Genomic DNA, 15,951 nt, shown 5'->3' with positions numbered 1-15,951 from the left:
TAAGGAGCCGCTTGGCTCCTTATTTTTTATTACTCAGTAATTAGACGATTAGGCACACCGATATAGATGAGTAACCAGTCCTCTGAAGGCTTACAACGCTGCTTTGTTTTGCACCGAAGACCTTACAGTGAATCGAGCTTGATACTTGATGTGTTCAGTGAGGAGTATGGCCGCATCACATTGATGGCCAAAGGCGCGCGTAGTAAACGTTCGAACCTGAAAGGGGCGCTACAGCCATTCACTCCACTGTTACTAAAATGGTCAGGCAAAGGGTCAATGAAAACCTTAAGACAGGCTGAACCTATCAGCCTTGGCTTACCCTTAACAGGTATTAACCTTTACTCTGCTATGTACGTTAATGAATTGATTGGACGTGTATTGATGGCAGAAGTGCCAATGCCAGCCTTGTTTCACGATTATCTGCATGCATTAACCGAACTTGCTCAGTGTGATAACCCTGAGCCAGCACTGCGACGATTTGAACTGGCCTTGCTTTCTACGATGGGGTACGGCGTCGACTTTATGCACTGTGCAGGAACCGGTGAACCTGTCGAAGCGAACATGACTTACCGTTATCGTGAGCAGAAGGGATTTATTGCTTCCGTGAGGCGAGACAACCTGACATTTTTAGGTAATGAATTGATTGCAATCAGTGAGCGGCGCTTTGTCACTAAAGAGCAGTTAAAAGCGGCAAAACGCTTTACACGTATAGCCTTAAAGCCGTATCTTGGCGGCAAACCTTTAAAAAGTCGTGAATTGTTTATTCACACACCCAGAGCACGGAGTAATGGAAAATGAGCTCAATCTATTTAGGCGTTAATATCGATCATATTGCTACTTTACGTAATGCACGTGGTACAAAATATCCGGATCCTGTTCATGCTGCTGAAATTGCAGAACGAGCGGGTGCTGATGGTATCACGATTCACTTGCGTGAAGACCGCCGACATATTTTGGACCGTGATGTACGTATTCTGCGTGAAACTATCCAGACGCGCATGAACCTAGAGATGGCTGTAACCGATGAAATGGTTGAGATTGCTCTGAAAACCAAACCTGAATTCGTTTGTTTAGTGCCAGAGAAGCGTGAAGAGCTAACGACAGAAGGTGGCCTGGATGTGGTTGGTCAACTGGCTAAAGTGAAGGCGGCAACGGAGAAGCTAACCGAAGCGGGTATTAAAGTTTCTCTGTTTATCGATGCAGACCGTCAACAGATTGATGCAGCAAAGCAATGTGGCGCGCCTTATATTGAACTTCACACTGGTCACTATGCTGATGCGACAACTGAGGAAGAGCAGCAAGCGGAACTGAAAAAAATTGCAGCTGGCGCAAGCTATGCTGACGATTTGGGTATCATCGTTAATGCGGGCCATGGTTTGACTTACCATAACGTTGCCCCTATTGCAGCGTTACCAGAAATCTACGAACTGAACATTGGTCACTCGATCATTGGCCGCGCTGTCTTCGATGGCTTAGAGAAAGCGGTTGCTGATATGAAAGCTGTGATGATCGAAGCTCGTAAGTAATCAGGCATACGAATGGCTATTTTAGGTTTAGGTACCGACATCGCGGAAATTGAGCGCATTGAAAAAGCGCTGGATCGCACTGGCGAGTCATTTGCTCTGCGCATTCTTTGTGAAGAAGAGATTCTGAAGTTTTCACAGCTAAAGCAAAAAGGGCGTTATCTTGCCAAACGTTTTGCAGCCAAAGAAGCGGCATCGAAAGCGCTGGGAACCGGCATTGCAAAAGGAGTGACCTTTCACGACTTTTGCGTGACTAACGATGATCTGGGGAAGCCGGTAATTTCCTTGTCTGGTACGGCACTGCAAATAGCTCAAAAATTGGGGGTGAACCATGTTCATCTTTCGATCTCTGACGAGAGACACTACGCTGTTGCGACCGTGATTTTAGAGTCCTGAATCGTCTGAATTTCTTGTAAAGAAACCAAATAGCAAAAAGCCAGAGCATCTGCTCTGGCTTTGTCGTTTTAGTCAGCGGACATTTACTGCTCTAGATAGAGCTTAGCCGTGGTCGTGACCTTAATCATTTCATCCTGTAGCTCAAACATTTCCGGCTCAATGTCGTCAAGTTCAGCGCCTGAGCGAAGTGCTTGCTCCAGCGTCGCACACAATGATTTTAACCTTGGCACGCCGCAATACGAGCTACTGCCGTGCAGCTTGTGAATGACATGAATAAGCTCTTCACGGGCAAAGTTTTCTTCTTCTAGAGCTTGAGCAACCACATCATCCACTTCTGGGATAAAGTCGATTAACATGCGCAGCATATCTTTGGCCAAATCTTCTTTATTCGCACTCTGTTTCAACGCGGCTTGCCAATCGATAATGACATCTTGGTGAGCCTTTTCTGTTGCATTTAGAGCTTCACCTTCTTGTTCATCAACATACGAAGGTGTGACTTTTCTGAAGCTTTCCGCGCAAGCATTTGGGTTCCAGTGAACCAAAACTTGTTGCAGCACATGCTCTTCTATTGGTTTGGTGAGGTAATCATCCATACCCGCTGCGAGTAGACGGTCACGCTCGCCTGCCATCGCATGTGCGGTTACCGCAATGACTGGCGTATCTTTGTTGAGCTCAATCTGCTTGATATGTTTACAGGCGGTCACCCCATCCATATGTGGCATTTGGATGTCCATGAATATCATGTCGTACTTTTTCTCGGTCGCCAGATTCACGGCTTGTTGACCGTTACTGCATGCGGTTACCGTTTCAACGCGCTCTTTTAGCAAAGCAGATATAAGCTTCAGGTTGGCGGGGTTATCGTCAACAGCGAGAACGTGCAGTGGTAAACGTTCTTCTTCTACCGTCTTAATCGGCGCTTTCAATGGCTGAGGCGATTCAACATGTTCGCTGATCAGACTTTGTAGTAATCGACGGCGGGACAAAGGCTTGGTCAAACACTGGATTTGATGTTCCTTCATAATCTGGTCTGCCAGCGCAAGCTCAGTACTTGGCGTCCCCATGATCACGCTTGGTGCCATTTGCTTCGCTTGTTCTATCCAGGCTTCAACCGATTGTTCATCGTAAGTCTGGTTTGCAGCCAAATTAAGTAACACGTAATCGTAGTGCTCATTTGCTTCAGGCAACGAGGAGCGATAAGTGACTAAGATGCCTTCCTGACTTAGGATTTGCTGCGTTACCGATGCTGCCTGCATGTTTGGTTCCACCAATAACAGCTGTTTGCCAGTAAGCAGTTCAATCTCGATAAGGTCGCTCATTGGCATTTCTGTCGAGTTGAGGCGCAGGGTAAACCAGAACGTAGAACCCTGGTGCAGGCGACTGGTCAGGCTAATTTCTCCCCCCATCTGGCTAACCAGTTTCTGGGTAATGACCAGACCAAGACCTGTACCACCATAACGGCGAGAGATGCTGGCATCGGCTTGGCTAAATGCCTGGAAGAGCTGCGCTTGCTGACGCTCTGAAATACCAATACCGGTATCTCGAACCATAAATTGCAATTCGACCGAATCGCCAGACTGGGAGCGCATTTCCACACTGATATCAATGTTGCCGCGTTCAGTAAACTTGATCGAGTTACCAACCAGGTTAGTCAGAATTTGTTGGATACGCAGAGGGTCACCAACCAAGCCTGGTGGAATTTTAGGATCGACTTTGAGCGTGATTTCCAGCCCTTTCTCATGCGCACTGGTTGCTTGAAGGTTGACGACTTCTTCCAGACTTTCACGGAAATCAAACGGGATGTTTTCCAGAGCCAGCTTACCCGCTTCCAGTTTAGAAAAGTCGAGGATATCGTTAATAATGTTCAGTAGGTTGTTTGCCGATTTTTCGATCGTTTGCAGGTAATCCGTCTGACTATTCGAAAGTTGCGTTTTGAGCATCTGACGCGTAAAGCCAATCACGCCGTTCAGCGGGGTACGCAGTTCGTGCGACATATTGGCCAGGAACTCTGATTTCACACGTGCGGCTTCTTGAGCACGTTTCTTCGCGATGTCTAACTCAACGTTCTGGATTTCCAGCTGTTCTAATGTTTCACGCAGATCAGAGGTAGCCTGATCGATACTGTGTTGCATCTCGACGTGGTATTCCGAAAGTGAGACGGCCATGGCGTTGATACCATTTTTCAGCTGATCAAGCTCACCGTGCATTTTCCCTTCGATACGAACGTCCAGGTGGCCACGTCGAATACGGTCCACAACGTTTTTCATGTGTGTGATCGGCTGAGTCACGTCATGCATTAAACGAGAGGCGAATACACTGGCAAGACCGAGTCCTAAAATCAGCACCAAAAATGCTGAGAAGACTTCCTGATATTGCTGAAGACGCAGAGACGAGAGATCCAGCTCCACAGCAATGTAGCCGATGGCTTTGGTCGCTTGGCTTTTGTTAGACAGATCCGTCAGGTAATGCCCTTCAGATAAAATAGGCACACGCAAAATCAGGTAATTATCGTAGATTTCCGAATTTCCCAACTGTGGGATAGGCTTATCTTTCGGAAACATCAACGCTTCGAAATTAGGGTGGAAGTTTGAGGTTACAAACAGTTCATGATGGGCATCGAAGACGGCAATGCTTCGAACCAGTTTCGAGTTTTTGCGGTGAGCGTAGCTGATAAGGCGTCGGACTGCTTCACGGCTTTCTGTCAGTAGGTGAGATTCACTGGCAATCGCTAGCGGTTCGATGATGCTATTACCTGTGGTGATAACTTGTTTCTCAAGATCCTGATAGCGGTTAAATGAGAAAAAGCCGCTCAGCAATAAGCCAATAATGAGAGTGGGAGCGAGAGTCAGTGTAATTACACGTGCTCGTAAGCCATATCTGGTCATGTTATCTAATTACATCGGAGTCTGGATATGGGAAAATAACGCATTATTTCTCAAGCGCACGATAATGCCTTGAGTAAAGAAGTGACGTCACCGAATAAACGGTAAGCATAATCAAGTCACTCGAATCACACAACGGCTGCAATCAAGAATAGTGAAGCCGTAGGGCAATTAGACACAAATCAGGCACAGAGCATGGCACGCATCTTTCAACCGAAAAAGAAAACCCAACTCAACACTCGTCACCAGCAGGTGCACGTTGAACGTTTGGATCATCATGGCGCGGGTATCGCTTACCTAAAGAAAAAGCCGCTATTTATTGATGGAGCGCTGCCAGGTGAGGAAGTGGTGACACAGCTGGTGGAAGAGAAAAGTAAGTTTGCCCGCGGTAAGCTGATCAAAATTTTGCAGTCAAGTGACACTCGTGCTGAACCATTCTGTCCGCATTACCATGAGTGTGGTGGCTGTGATTTACAGCACTTGGAATATGACCAACAATTGACGCACAAACAGCAGACACTGCGTCAGCTCATGCGAAAATTTGCAGGCAGTGATATCGAACTTGATGCGCCAGTGTTAGGCGAGCAGTTAGGCTATCGACGTCGAGCACGCGTGAGCTTGTTTGTGGACAAAAAAACGCGCCAACTGCACTTTGGTTTTCGAAAAAAACAAAGTAAACAGATTGCTCAGGTGACCGATTGTCCAGTGTTGGCTCCACAGCTGAACGTTTTGCTTCCGGAAATTTACGCAGAGCTAAAACAATTTAAAAAGCCCGATCAACTGGGTCATGTTGAGCTGGTCTTAGGAGATAACGGACCTTGTATTACGCTGCGCCACATGAGTAATCTGACTGAGCCGGAAGTTGAGGCTTTGGTTAAGCTTGCTGAGCGTCATAACGCCACGCTGTACCTGATGCCGCAAACTGATCAGCTTGATTTAATTTCAGGCGAGATACCGTTTTATCAGGAAAATGGTGTGAAGGTACCTTTCACGCCAAATAACTTTATTCAGGTCAACCAAGCGGTAAACCAAAAAATGGTGGCTCAGGCCATCCAGTGGTTAGACCCGCAAGACAGCGATCGAGTGTTAGATTTGTTCTGTGGGCTGGGTAACTTTAGCTTGCCAATCGCTAAGTTGGCGAAACACGTTGTGGGTATAGAGGGGGTCGCTGAAATGGTAGAAAAAGCGACAAATAATGCATCCTTGAACCAAATCAACAACGCACAATTTTATCACGCTAACCTAGAGCAGGACTTTGACGGTCAGGTTTGGGCGGCAGAGAAGTTTGATAAAGTACTGCTTGATCCAGCGCGTGCCGGAGCGAGCGGGATCATCGATCAAGTTTCCGCTCTTGGGGCTCAGCGCGTGGTTTATGTTTCTTGTAATCCTGCTACCCTTGCAAGGGACAGTCAGAGCTTAATTGAACAAGGCTACAAATTAACCAAACTAGGTATGCTCGATATGTTCCCGCATACCAGCCATTTAGAATCCATGGCCTTGTTTGAAAAGTCCTAGCAATAGGGCGTTGGCCCTTTACTTGTGGTGGGGTCAAAAAGTCAGCACTCTATGCTGGCGAAAGAACTAATCTGGACGGTGTTAGTCAAACCACACGAATATAATAATTAGGACGATGAGATGGTTGCGGTAAGAAGCGCGCATTTAAATCAAAACGAACAGTTTGAACTCGAGCATTGGGTGGCTAGCCTGGGGCAAGAGAAAAACACAGCATCCCGCTTAATTGAAGTGTACAGAGATTGCCAAAACATTTTGGCAGATCACGAGCAAGCGGAATTATTGCTGTGGCGTGGACGAGAAATGATCGAGATTCTGATCACCTTGTCTATGGATAAAGCTACCTTAGTGGCAGCACAACTGTTCCCATTGGTTTCAAGTGGTGCTTTCAAGAGAGAACTGCTGGAAGAAAAATACAGTAAAGAAATCATAAAGCTGATAGATGGCGTTGAAGAGATGGCCGCCATCGGTCAACTTAATGTCACCATGGAAGGGGGCGCTGCGTCGTCTCAGGTAGATAACGTGCGTCGCATGCTGCTTGCCATGGTTGATGATTTCCGCTGCGTTGTTATCAAGCTGGCAGAACGCATCTGTAACCTGATTGAAGTTAAGAAAGCGCCGGACGAAGTCCGTCGTGCTGCGGCAAAAGAGTGTGCCAACATTTATGCGCCATTAGCGAACCGTCTTGGTATCGGTCAGCTCAAGTGGGAAATCGAAGATTACGCATTCCGCTACCAGCAGCCAGAAACCTACAAACAAATCGCGAAGCAGTTATCTGAGCGTCGTATTGTTCGTGAGCAGTACATCAAAGACTTTGTTGAAGACCTCACAGAAGAGATGAAAGCTTGTGGCATTAATGCTGAAGTGAGTGGGCGACCAAAGCACATTTACAGTATCTGGCGAAAAATGCAGAAGAAGAGTCTGGCGTTTGATGAGTTATTTGACGTCAGAGCTGTGCGTATTATCGCCGATAAGCTGCAAGACTGTTATGCCGCGTTGGGTGTTGTGCACACCAAATATAAGCATTTGCCAAGTGAGTTTGATGACTACGTGGCGAACCCGAAACCAAACGGGTATCAGTCTATCCATACCGTAATCCTTGGCCCTGAAGGGAAGACCATCGAGATCCAGATCCGAACCAAGCAAATGCATGAAGAGTCGGAGCTCGGTGTTGCCGCGCACTGGAAGTACAAAGAAGGCGCGAGCGCACGTAGCGGGTACGATGAAAAAATCACCTGGCTGCGTAAACTTCTGGATTGGCAAGAAGAGATGTCCGATTCTGGTGAAATGCTGGACGAGCTACGAAGTCAGGTCTTCGATGATCGCGTCTATGCCTTTACGCCTCGTGGTGATGTTGTCGATTTACCAATGGGCGCGACACCATTGGACTTCGCTTATCATATTCACTCCGAAGTGGGGCACCGCTGTATTGGCGCTAAAGTCGGAGGCCGAATCGTACCATTCACGCATAAGTTGCATATGGGCGATCAGGTAGAGATCATCACCTCGAAAGAGCCAAACCCATCACGTGACTGGCTAAACCCTTCACTAGGTTTCGTTCATTCAGGTCGAGCTCGCGCCAAAATCAACGCTTGGTTCCGCAAGCAAAGCCGCGAGAAGAACCTAGAGGCAGGTCGTGAAATCCTAGAGCACGAGCTGGTGAAAATTGGCGCGACCATGAAAGATGCAGAGCGTTACGCGCTGAAGCGATTCAACGTCAATACGCCAGATGAGCTGTACGTCGGTGTGGGAAGTGGTGACTTACGTATCAATCAGATCATCAACCACATCAATGCACTGGTTAACAAGCCAACCGCGGAAGAAGAAGACCAACAAGCCCTAGAAAAGCTGCAAGAAGCCGAGCACAAAGCGCCAGCACAAAGCCGACCGAAGAAAGATGCGGTGGTAGTGGAAGGGGTTGATAACCTGATGACGCATCTTGCGCGTTGTTGTCAGCCAATCCCGGGTGATGATATCTGTGGCTACATTACGCAAGGTCGTGGCATTTCAGTACACCGTAGCGACTGTGAACAGCTCGAAGAGCTAAGACATCACGCACCAGAACGTATTATTGATACCGTCTGGGGTAGTGGTTTTGTCGGTTCGTACATTCTTACCGTTCGAGTTGAGGCGATGGAGCGTGGTGGTTTGCTGAAAGACATCACCACTCTATTTGCGAATGAGAAAATCAAAGTCACCAGCATGAAGAGCCGTGTCGATTACCGTCGTCAGCTAGCCATCATGGACTTTGATCTCGAAGTGACCAATATCGAGGCGTTGTCGCGCGTTTCTAAACGTGTTGAGCAGATTAGAGATGTGATGTCTGTAAAACGTCTCGGCTAACTTTCACGTCGTACTTGTCATTTTTACTGCGTTAACTTCGCTTTCTCGCTCCATCACATGGTGAACCATGCTCAGGCGTCTCGTTTGTTTGTCGCCTAGCTACAACGTCAACTATTTAGAGAGTTAACAATAAAATCATATAGAGGTGAGTGGTTATGCTGCTCGCCTTTTTATTTAAAGGAACTCTTTGTTTAAGGGAGCTCTTTGTTTAAGGGGAAAATATATGAGTCATCCAATTGAACAGCTTGAAGCGATCATGGCGCAGTTGCGTGATCCGGAGGGAGGGTGTCCTTGGGACCTGAAGCAGAGCTTTGACACCATTGTTCCGCACACTATAGAAGAAACCTATGAAGTTGTGGATGCGATTCAAAATCGAGACTGGCCAAATTTAAAAGAAGAGCTGGGTGATTTGCTGTTTCAGGTGATTTTTTACAGCCAATTGGCAAAAGAGCAGGATCTGTTTGATTTTTCAGACGTGGTCGAAACCGTAAATGAAAAATTAACTCGTCGTCATCCTCATGTTTTTTCCGATGTGGAGTTTGAATCTGATGCTGACATCAATGCCAATTGGGAAGCAGAAAAAGCGAAAGAAAAAGCACAAGTAGGCAAACAAGAAGAAAGTATTCTAGACTCAATACCAAACTCTTTGCCTGCACTTTCTCGTGCTACAAAGATTCAGAAAAAATGTGCGAAATACGGATTTGATTGGGACTCACTTGGGCCTGTTGTGGAAAAGGTTCAGGAAGAAATCGATGAGGTAGTGGAAGAAGCGATTCAAGTTGACCCAGACGATGAGAAAGTAGAACTCGAACTGGGTGATTTGCTTTTTGCTACGGTTAACCTGGCTCGACATCTTGGTAAGGACCCAGAGGTCGCTTTGGGTAAAGCGAATATAAAGTTTGCGCGACGCTTTAAGCAGGTAGAGGTGAAGGTGGCTCAATCGGGTAGGGGATTAAAAGATTGCTCTTTGACTGAGCTGGATAAATTCTGGGATGAAGTCAAAAAAGAAGAATAGAGTGTGTGTCAATCGACAGGAAGCGGTTTTGAGACAAGTTTGACTCAGAAGATAAATATGCACCCGTCTTCTCTTTGCTCACTTTGATTTGAAGCAAAAAATAAAAAATAGCAGTGTGATAGATTTCACGTTGTGGCGGTAAGGAGCTTCTGGTATATTTATCTCCCGTCCAGAAGCACTCCATTTCCCTCATTCAACCAATTTCAGGTTAAACATGACGACAAATTACATTTTTGTTACTGGCGGGGTTGTATCCTCTCTAGGTAAAGGTATTGCAGCAGCATCTCTTGCGGCTATTCTAGAAGCTCGTGGTCTTAAAGTGACTATGATGAAGCTTGACCCTTACATCAACGTTGATCCAGGCACAATGAGCCCGACTCAACACGGTGAAGTGTTCGTCACGGAAGATGGCGCAGAGACTGACCTTGACCTTGGTCACTACGAGCGTTTCATCCGCACCAAGATGACCAAGCGTAACAACTTCACTGCAGGTCGTGTTTATGCCGACGTACTTCGTAAAGAACGTCGTGGTGACTACCTAGGCGCAACAATTCAGGTTATCCCTCATATCACTAACGCAATTAAAGATCGCGTGATCGCTGGCTCTGAAGGTCACGATGTGGCTATTGTTGAAGTTGGCGGTACTGTTGGTGATATCGAATCACTGCCTTTCATGGAAGCGATCCGTCAGCTAGCGATCGAAGTTGGCCGTGAAAACGCAATGTTCATGCACCTGACGCTTGTTCCTTACCTAGCCGCAGCGGGTGAAGTGAAAACTAAGCCGACTCAGCACTCTGTAAAAGAGCTGCTATCTATCGGTATCCAGCCAGATATTCTAGTTTGTCGTAGCGATCGCATGATCCCAGCGAACGAACGTAAGAAGATTGCTCTATTCTGTAATGTTCCAGAAAAAGCAGTTATCTCAATGAAGGATGTGGACTCAATCTACAAGATCCCTCAACTAATTAAAGCTCAAGGTTTAGATGACCTTGTATGCTCACGCTTTGGTATTACAGCTCCAGAAGCTGACCTGTCTGAGTGGGAACAGGTTATTTACGAAGAAGCAAACCCAACTGGTGAAGTGACCATTGGTATGGTAGGTAAATACATCGAACTACCAGATGCTTACAAATCTGTAAACGAAGCGCTTAAACACGCAGGCTTGAAGAACCGTCTAAACGTGACAATCAAGTACGTTGACTCTCAAGATATTGAAACCCGTGGTGTTGAGCTTTTAGAAGGGCTTGACGCAATCCTGGTTCCTGGTGGTTTCGGCGATCGTGGCGTTGAAGGAAAAATCCGTGCAGCTCAATACGCACGTGAGAACAAGGTTCCTTACCTAGGTATTTGTCTTGGTATGCAAGTTGCCCTAATCGAATACGCGCGTAACGTTGCGGGTATGGAAGGTGCACATTCAACAGAATTTAACAAAGAAACGAAGTACCCTGTGGTAGGTTTGATCACAGAATGGGTAGACGAATCAGGTAACGTTGAAGAGCGTACTGAAAAGTCTGACCTAGGCGGTACTATGCGTCTTGGTTCACAGCTTTGTCACCTACAGAAAGGAACAAAAGCTTACGAACTATACGGTAGCGCGACGATCCATGAGCGTCACCGCCACCGTTACGAAGTGAACAACGTGCTTCGTCCGCAAATCGAGAAAGCTGGCCTGAAAGTGTCTGGCCTGTCTGCGGATAAGAAGCTGGTGGAAATGATTGAGAACCCAGAGCACCCATGGTTTGTTGCGGCTCAATTCCACCCAGAATTCACATCGACGCCTCGCGATGGTCACCCATTGTTTGCAGGTTTCGTTAAGGCCGCGGGTCAATTCTCACGCGGCGAGTTCGAGAAGTAAGTAAGGGATACGGGCGGCGGCGAAGGTTGTGCTGCCGCCCTTTAAAATTGACATTTATATTTGAAACGAGAGGAAACATTAATGTCTAAGATCGTTAAAGTTCTAGGTCGTGAAATCATCGACTCACGTGGTAACCCAACAGTAGAAGCTGAAGTTCACCTAGAAGGCGGTTTCGTAGGTATGGCAGCAGCTCCATCTGGTGCATCTACTGGTTCTCGCGAAGCTCTTGAGCTACGTGACGGTGACAAAGCACGTTTCCTAGGTAAAGGTGTTCTTAAAGCTGTTGAAGCTGTAAACGGCGCAATCGCTGAAGCTCTAGTTGGCAAAGATGCTAAAGATCAAGCTGCAATCGACGCAGTAATGATCGAACTAGATGGTACTGAAAACAAATCTAAATTCGGTGCTAACGCTATCCTAGCTGTTTCTCTAGCAAACGCTAAAGCTGCAGCAGCAGCTAAAGGCATGCCTCTATACGAGCACATTGCTGAGCTAAACGGCACTCCTGGTCAATTCTCAATGCCTCTACCAATGATGAACATCATCAACGGTGGTGAGCACGCAGACAACAACGTTGATATCCAAGAGTTCATGATCCAACCAGTTGGCGCTAAAACTCTTAAAGAAGGTCTACGTATCGGTGCAGAAGTATTCCACAACCTAGCTAAAGTTCTTAAGTCTAAAGGCTACAGCACTGCAGTTGGTGACGAAGGTGGTTTCGCTCCTAACCTTAAGTCTAACGCTGAAGCTCTAGAAGTTATCGCAGAAGCTGTTGCAGCTGCTGGTTACGAACTAGGTAAAGACGTTACTCTAGCTATGGACTGTGCAGCATCTGAGTTCTTCGACAAAGAAGCTGGCATCTACAACATGAAAGGCGAAGGTAAAACTTTCACTTCTGAAGAGTTCAACCACTACCTAGCTGAGCTCGCTAACCAATTCCCAATCGTTTCTATCGAAGATGGTCTAGACGAGTCTGATTGGACTGGCTTCAAGCACCAAACTGAACTACTAGGTGACAAGCTTCAACTAGTAGGTGACGACCTATTCGTTACTAACACTAAGATCCTTGCTGAAGGTATCGAGAAAGGCGTAGCTAACTCTATCCTTATCAAGTTCAACCAAATCGGTTCTCTAACTGAGACTCTAGCTGCAATCAAGATGGCTAAAGACGCAGGTTACACAGCAGTAATCTCTCACCGTTCTGGCGAAACTGAAGATGCAACTATCGCTGACCTAGCGGTAGGTACAGCTGCAGGTCAAATCAAGACTGGTTCTATGAGCCGTTCTGACCGTGTTGCTAAGTACAACCAACTAATCCGTATCGAGGAAGCTCTAGGTGAGCGCGCTCCTTTCAACGGTCTTAAAGAAGTTAAAGGCCAAGCTTAATTCTTAATTGAATAAAGTTTAGCTAAATAGCTTTTTGAAACCCTCGCTACGGCGGGGGTTTTTGTTTATTGGGGGGTGTTTAAAAGCTGATGCTTAAGAGCAATGAGCCGTTCTGACCGTGTTGCTGCTATACCTAAAAGAAAGCAACCAACTTATCCGTATCGAGGAAGCTCTAGGTGAGCGCGCTCCCCCTTTTTTCGCAAGAAAGCGGTCTTAAAGAAGTTAAAGGTCAAGCTTAATTATTAGCTTAATCTTATAGTTCTTTTAAATGCCCCGCTTAGGCGGGGTATTTTTTTGCCTGAAGAATCTTTATGTGAACACGGTTCCAAAAGCTTTTCTTTACACTCTTTCATGTGAGGAGTCTGTGAGTCTTCCTTTATGCCCTAGAGGCAATCCCGCATTTATGCTATATATATCATCTTATCTAATTCCTTCCGGTACAGAATGTTAGCAACGATATGCGAATCTTTGTTATAGCCCTTACGTTACTGTTTGGCTTACTTCAATACACTCTATGGTTCGGTAAGAACGGGGTGTCTGATTACTATGCAGTAGAAGATGAAATCGAAGTACAGCAACAAGTAAACAGCAAGCTACAAGCTCGCAATAATGAAATGTTTGCTGAAATTGATGACCTAAGACAAGGTATTGATGCCATTGAAGAAAGAGCACGCCATGAGCTTGGCTTAGTCCGAGATGGTGAAACTTTCTACCGAATTGTTGGTGAGGAAAACCAGTAAGATGTTGGATACTGTCCCATCTCATATCGCTATTGTGCCAGCAGCTGGTGTCGGTAGCAGAATGAAAGCCGATCGCCCCAAACAGTATTTATTGATTGATGGAAAGGCGGTGTTAGAGCATACGGTCGAGAAGCTTCTTTCCCACTCTAAAATCGCTAAAGTAGTGGTGGCGGTTACCGAAGGTGATCCTTATTACCCTGAGTTATCTATCGCAAATCATCCCGACGTGATACGTGTGGATGGAGGCAAAGAAAGAGCCGATTCTGTACTTTCAGGGCTAAACTATGTGAGTACGGAACTCGCCAGTGAGTGGGTGCTGGTTCACGACGCAGCAAGACCGTGCGTAACGTTAACAGATATAGACCGTTTGATTGATGTTTGTATTGTTCATCCTACTGGCGGCATTCTTGCTTCACCAGTGAGAGATACGATGAAACGTGCTAATTCAGTACAAAACATTGATCATACTGTCGACAGAGAAGCATTGTGGCATGCATTAACCCCACAAATGTTTAAAACTCAGCCCTTAAAAAATGCTCTGAGCGACGCTTTACAACAAGGCATCGCCATTACTGATGAAGCCTCCGCTTTGGAGTGGAAGGGCGAAGCGCCCGCTTTAGTTCAGGGCAATGCGAGCAATATAAAAATTACTCAACCAGAAGATCTCGCATTAGCTGAGTTTTATTTAAGCCGTGAGCGCGGTGAATAAGTAAGGATAGAAAATGATTCGAATTGGTCACGGTTTTGACGTACACAAATTTGGTGGTGAAGGCCCAGTTATTATTGGCGGAGTCTCTGTTCCTTATGAACAAGGGCTTATCGCACATTCAGATGGCGATGTGGCCTTACATGCGTTGAGCGATGCGTTGCTTGGTGCAATCGCGGCTGGTGATATTGGCCGTCACTTTCCAGATACTGATGACAAGTGGAAAGGCGCTGATAGCCGTGAGTTGCTGAAAGATGTCTACCGCAGAGTAAAAGAACAAGGTTATCGATTAGGTAATGCAGACATTACCATCATGGCACAAGCTCCTAAAATGGCACCGCACATAGAAGCAATGTGCGCGGTCATTGCTCAAGATCTTGAAACTGATATCAGTAACATAAACGTTAAGGCAACCACGACAGAACGCCTAGGTTTTACAGGACGTAAAGAAGGCATCGCTACAGAAGCTGTTGTTCTTTTGTTTAAGCAACAATAATCAACTTGTTCCCTAATGCTGCAAGAGCAGTGGAATTAAATCATGTCAGACATTTTATCTTCATTGGCATACCTAACGGGTAAGCCTGTCGCGTCAGCAAAAATCAAAGCGCAACCAGAACATTTTCAGGTTAGCGAAGATCTCGGCTTTGCCTTTACTGGCGAAGGGGAGCATTTGATGGTGCGTATTCGTAAAACGGGTGAGAACACCAGCTTCGTTGCTAACGAGTTAGCTAAAGCTTGTGGTGTTAAATCTAAGGATGTGAGCTGGGCTGGCTTAAAAGACCGCCATGCGGTGACAGAACAATGGTTGAGCGTTCATTTACCAAAAGGTGAAACACCGGACTTTTCCGCGTTTTTAGCTCAGTACCCTAATATCGAAATTCTGGCAACGGATCGTCACAACAAAAAGTTACGTCCGGGTGATTTGGTTGGAAACGGATTTGTCGTCACTTTGTCTGAAGTGACAGACATCGCGGACGTAGAGCGTCGTCTTGAAAAAATAAAACAAGTTGGTGTGCCGAACTACTTTGGTGCTCAGCGCTTTGGCAATGATGGGAATAACCTGGAAGAAGCCCGTCGTTGGGGGCGTGAAAACGTACGTACTCGAAATCAAAATAAGCGCAGTATGTACCTGTCAGCCGCGCGATCTTGGATTTTTAACCGCATCGTTTCTGCGCGTTTAGAGCAGGGCATGTTCGACAAGTTTGTCGAGGGTGATGTTGCACAAACCTCCGCAGGTAACGTGACGGTTGATGCGAGCAATATAGCGGCGATGCAAGCTCAGTTTATCGATGGAGACGCGGCTATTACTGCTGCACTTGCTGGTGATAATGCATTACCGACCCAAGCCGATGCTTTGGCATTAGAGCAACCGTTCCTAGATGAAGAGCCTGACTTGATGGCGCTTATCCGTGGTAATCGCATGCGTCATGATCGCCGTAATGTTGCACTAAAGCCACAAGATCTTGCTTGGAGCGTTGAAGGTAACAATATTACGCTGACTTTCTCATTAGATGCTGGCTCGTTCGCTACATCCATTGTTCGTGAGTTAGTCAACGAGGTAAAAGTAGAAAGAGAATACTAATGGAACAAGATTCACCA

General features: G+C 46.3%; 13 protein-coding genes. 12 read left to right on the top strand and 1 reads right to left on the bottom strand.

Annotation, left to right across the window (positions count from 1 at the left end; translation table 11 throughout):
- Positions 1-66 precede the first annotated feature (66 nt).
- From recO to acpS, 3 genes are read left to right on the top strand one after another with little or no spacing between them, the layout of a single operon-like run.
- Entirely contained in the window at positions 67-798 is a 732-nt protein-coding gene (gene recO, locus DBX26_RS12610) for a DNA repair protein RecO (RefSeq protein WP_014232993.1), read from the top strand.
- Complete coding sequence (pdxJ, locus tag DBX26_RS12605) at positions 795-1,526, top strand: pyridoxine 5'-phosphate synthase (RefSeq protein WP_014232992.1); 732 nt, start codon at positions 795-797, stop codon at positions 1,524-1,526. The genes recO and pdxJ overlap by 4 nt, the downstream gene beginning before the upstream one ends.
- Before the next feature lie 12 nt (positions 1,527-1,538).
- Positions 1,539-1,919, top strand: a complete 381-nt coding sequence (gene acpS, locus DBX26_RS12600; RefSeq protein WP_118119372.1) for a holo-ACP synthase — start codon at positions 1,539-1,541, stop codon at positions 1,917-1,919.
- 83 nt (positions 1,920-2,002) lie between these two features.
- Here acpS and barA read toward each other — a convergent pair whose 3' ends face one another.
- Positions 2,003-4,801 carry a two-component sensor histidine kinase BarA gene (barA, locus tag DBX26_RS12595; protein WP_065300203.1) on the bottom strand — a complete coding sequence of 933 codons (2,799 nt, stop codon included), beginning with the start codon at positions 4,799-4,801 and terminating at the stop codon, positions 2,003-2,005.
- Positions 4,802-4,993: 192 nt separating this feature from the next.
- Here barA and rlmD point away from each other — a divergent pair, with 192 nt between their 5' ends.
- From rlmD to truD, 9 genes are all read left to right on the top strand, one after another.
- Entirely contained in the window at positions 4,994-6,313 is a 1,320-nt protein-coding gene (gene rlmD, locus DBX26_RS12585; protein WP_020333973.1) for a 23S rRNA (uracil(1939)-C(5))-methyltransferase RlmD, read from the top strand.
- A 120-nt stretch (positions 6,314-6,433) separates the two neighbouring features.
- On the top strand, positions 6,434-8,653 hold the full coding sequence (gene relA / locus DBX26_RS12580) for a GTP diphosphokinase (RefSeq protein WP_014232988.1): 2,220 nt from the start codon (positions 6,434-6,436) through the stop codon (positions 8,651-8,653).
- A 223-nt stretch (positions 8,654-8,876) separates the two neighbouring features.
- On the top strand, positions 8,877-9,668 hold the full coding sequence (gene mazG / locus DBX26_RS12575) for a nucleoside triphosphate pyrophosphohydrolase (RefSeq protein ID WP_014232987.1): 792 nt from the start codon (positions 8,877-8,879) through the stop codon (positions 9,666-9,668).
- A 214-nt stretch (positions 9,669-9,882) separates the two neighbouring features.
- A complete protein-coding gene (locus tag DBX26_RS12565) occupies positions 9,883-11,523 on the top strand; it encodes a CTP synthase (protein ID WP_020333971.1) in 1,641 nt (546 codons plus the stop codon).
- A gap of 81 nt (positions 11,524-11,604) precedes the next feature.
- Positions 11,605-12,906 carry a phosphopyruvate hydratase gene (gene eno / locus DBX26_RS12560; RefSeq protein ID WP_014232985.1) on the top strand — a complete coding sequence of 434 codons (1,302 nt, stop codon included), beginning with the start codon at positions 11,605-11,607 and terminating at the stop codon, positions 12,904-12,906.
- 458 nt (positions 12,907-13,364) lie between these two features.
- Entirely contained in the window at positions 13,365-13,646 is a 282-nt protein-coding gene (gene ftsB / locus DBX26_RS12555) for a cell division protein FtsB (RefSeq protein ID WP_014232984.1), read from the top strand.
- A 1-nt stretch (position 13,647) separates the two neighbouring features.
- A complete protein-coding gene (ispD, locus tag DBX26_RS12550) occupies positions 13,648-14,355 on the top strand; it encodes a 2-C-methyl-D-erythritol 4-phosphate cytidylyltransferase (protein WP_118119370.1) in 708 nt (235 codons plus the stop codon).
- Between the two features lie 13 nt (positions 14,356-14,368).
- Entirely contained in the window at positions 14,369-14,848 is a 480-nt protein-coding gene (ispF, locus tag DBX26_RS12545; protein ID WP_014232982.1) for a 2-C-methyl-D-erythritol 2,4-cyclodiphosphate synthase, read from the top strand.
- A 42-nt stretch (positions 14,849-14,890) separates the two neighbouring features.
- Complete coding sequence (gene truD / locus DBX26_RS12540; protein ID WP_020333968.1) at positions 14,891-15,934, top strand: tRNA pseudouridine(13) synthase TruD; 1,044 nt, start codon at positions 14,891-14,893, stop codon at positions 15,932-15,934.
- Positions 15,935-15,951: the final 17 nt, after the last annotated feature.

Source organism: Vibrio sp. dhg (genome assembly GCF_003443775.1).
GTDB lineage: Bacteria > Pseudomonadota > Gammaproteobacteria > Enterobacterales > Vibrionaceae > Vibrio > Vibrio natriegens.
This window is presented reverse-complemented; position numbering and strand designations above follow the sequence as displayed.

Coding starts and splice junctions, on each gene's coding strand:
- recO (WP_014232993.1), top strand. CDS start 67: ATGAGTAACCAGTCCTCTGAAGGCTTACAACGCTGCTTTGTTTTGCAC.
- pdxJ (WP_014232992.1), top strand. CDS start 795: ATGAGCTCAATCTATTTAGGCGTTAATATCGATCATATTGCTACTTTA.
- acpS (WP_118119372.1), top strand. CDS start 1,539: ATGGCTATTTTAGGTTTAGGTACCGACATCGCGGAAATTGAGCGCATT.
- barA (WP_065300203.1), bottom strand. CDS start 4,801: ATGACCAGATATGGCTTACGAGCACGTGTAATTACACTGACTCTCGCT.
- rlmD (WP_020333973.1), top strand. CDS start 4,994: ATGGCACGCATCTTTCAACCGAAAAAGAAAACCCAACTCAACACTCGT.
- relA (WP_014232988.1), top strand. CDS start 6,434: ATGGTTGCGGTAAGAAGCGCGCATTTAAATCAAAACGAACAGTTTGAA.
- mazG (WP_014232987.1), top strand. CDS start 8,877: ATGAGTCATCCAATTGAACAGCTTGAAGCGATCATGGCGCAGTTGCGT.
- DBX26_RS12565 (WP_020333971.1), top strand. CDS start 9,883: ATGACGACAAATTACATTTTTGTTACTGGCGGGGTTGTATCCTCTCTA.
- eno (WP_014232985.1), top strand. CDS start 11,605: ATGTCTAAGATCGTTAAAGTTCTAGGTCGTGAAATCATCGACTCACGT.
- ftsB (WP_014232984.1), top strand. CDS start 13,365: ATGCGAATCTTTGTTATAGCCCTTACGTTACTGTTTGGCTTACTTCAA.
- ispD (WP_118119370.1), top strand. CDS start 13,648: ATGTTGGATACTGTCCCATCTCATATCGCTATTGTGCCAGCAGCTGGT.
- ispF (WP_014232982.1), top strand. CDS start 14,369: ATGATTCGAATTGGTCACGGTTTTGACGTACACAAATTTGGTGGTGAA.
- truD (WP_020333968.1), top strand. CDS start 14,891: ATGTCAGACATTTTATCTTCATTGGCATACCTAACGGGTAAGCCTGTC.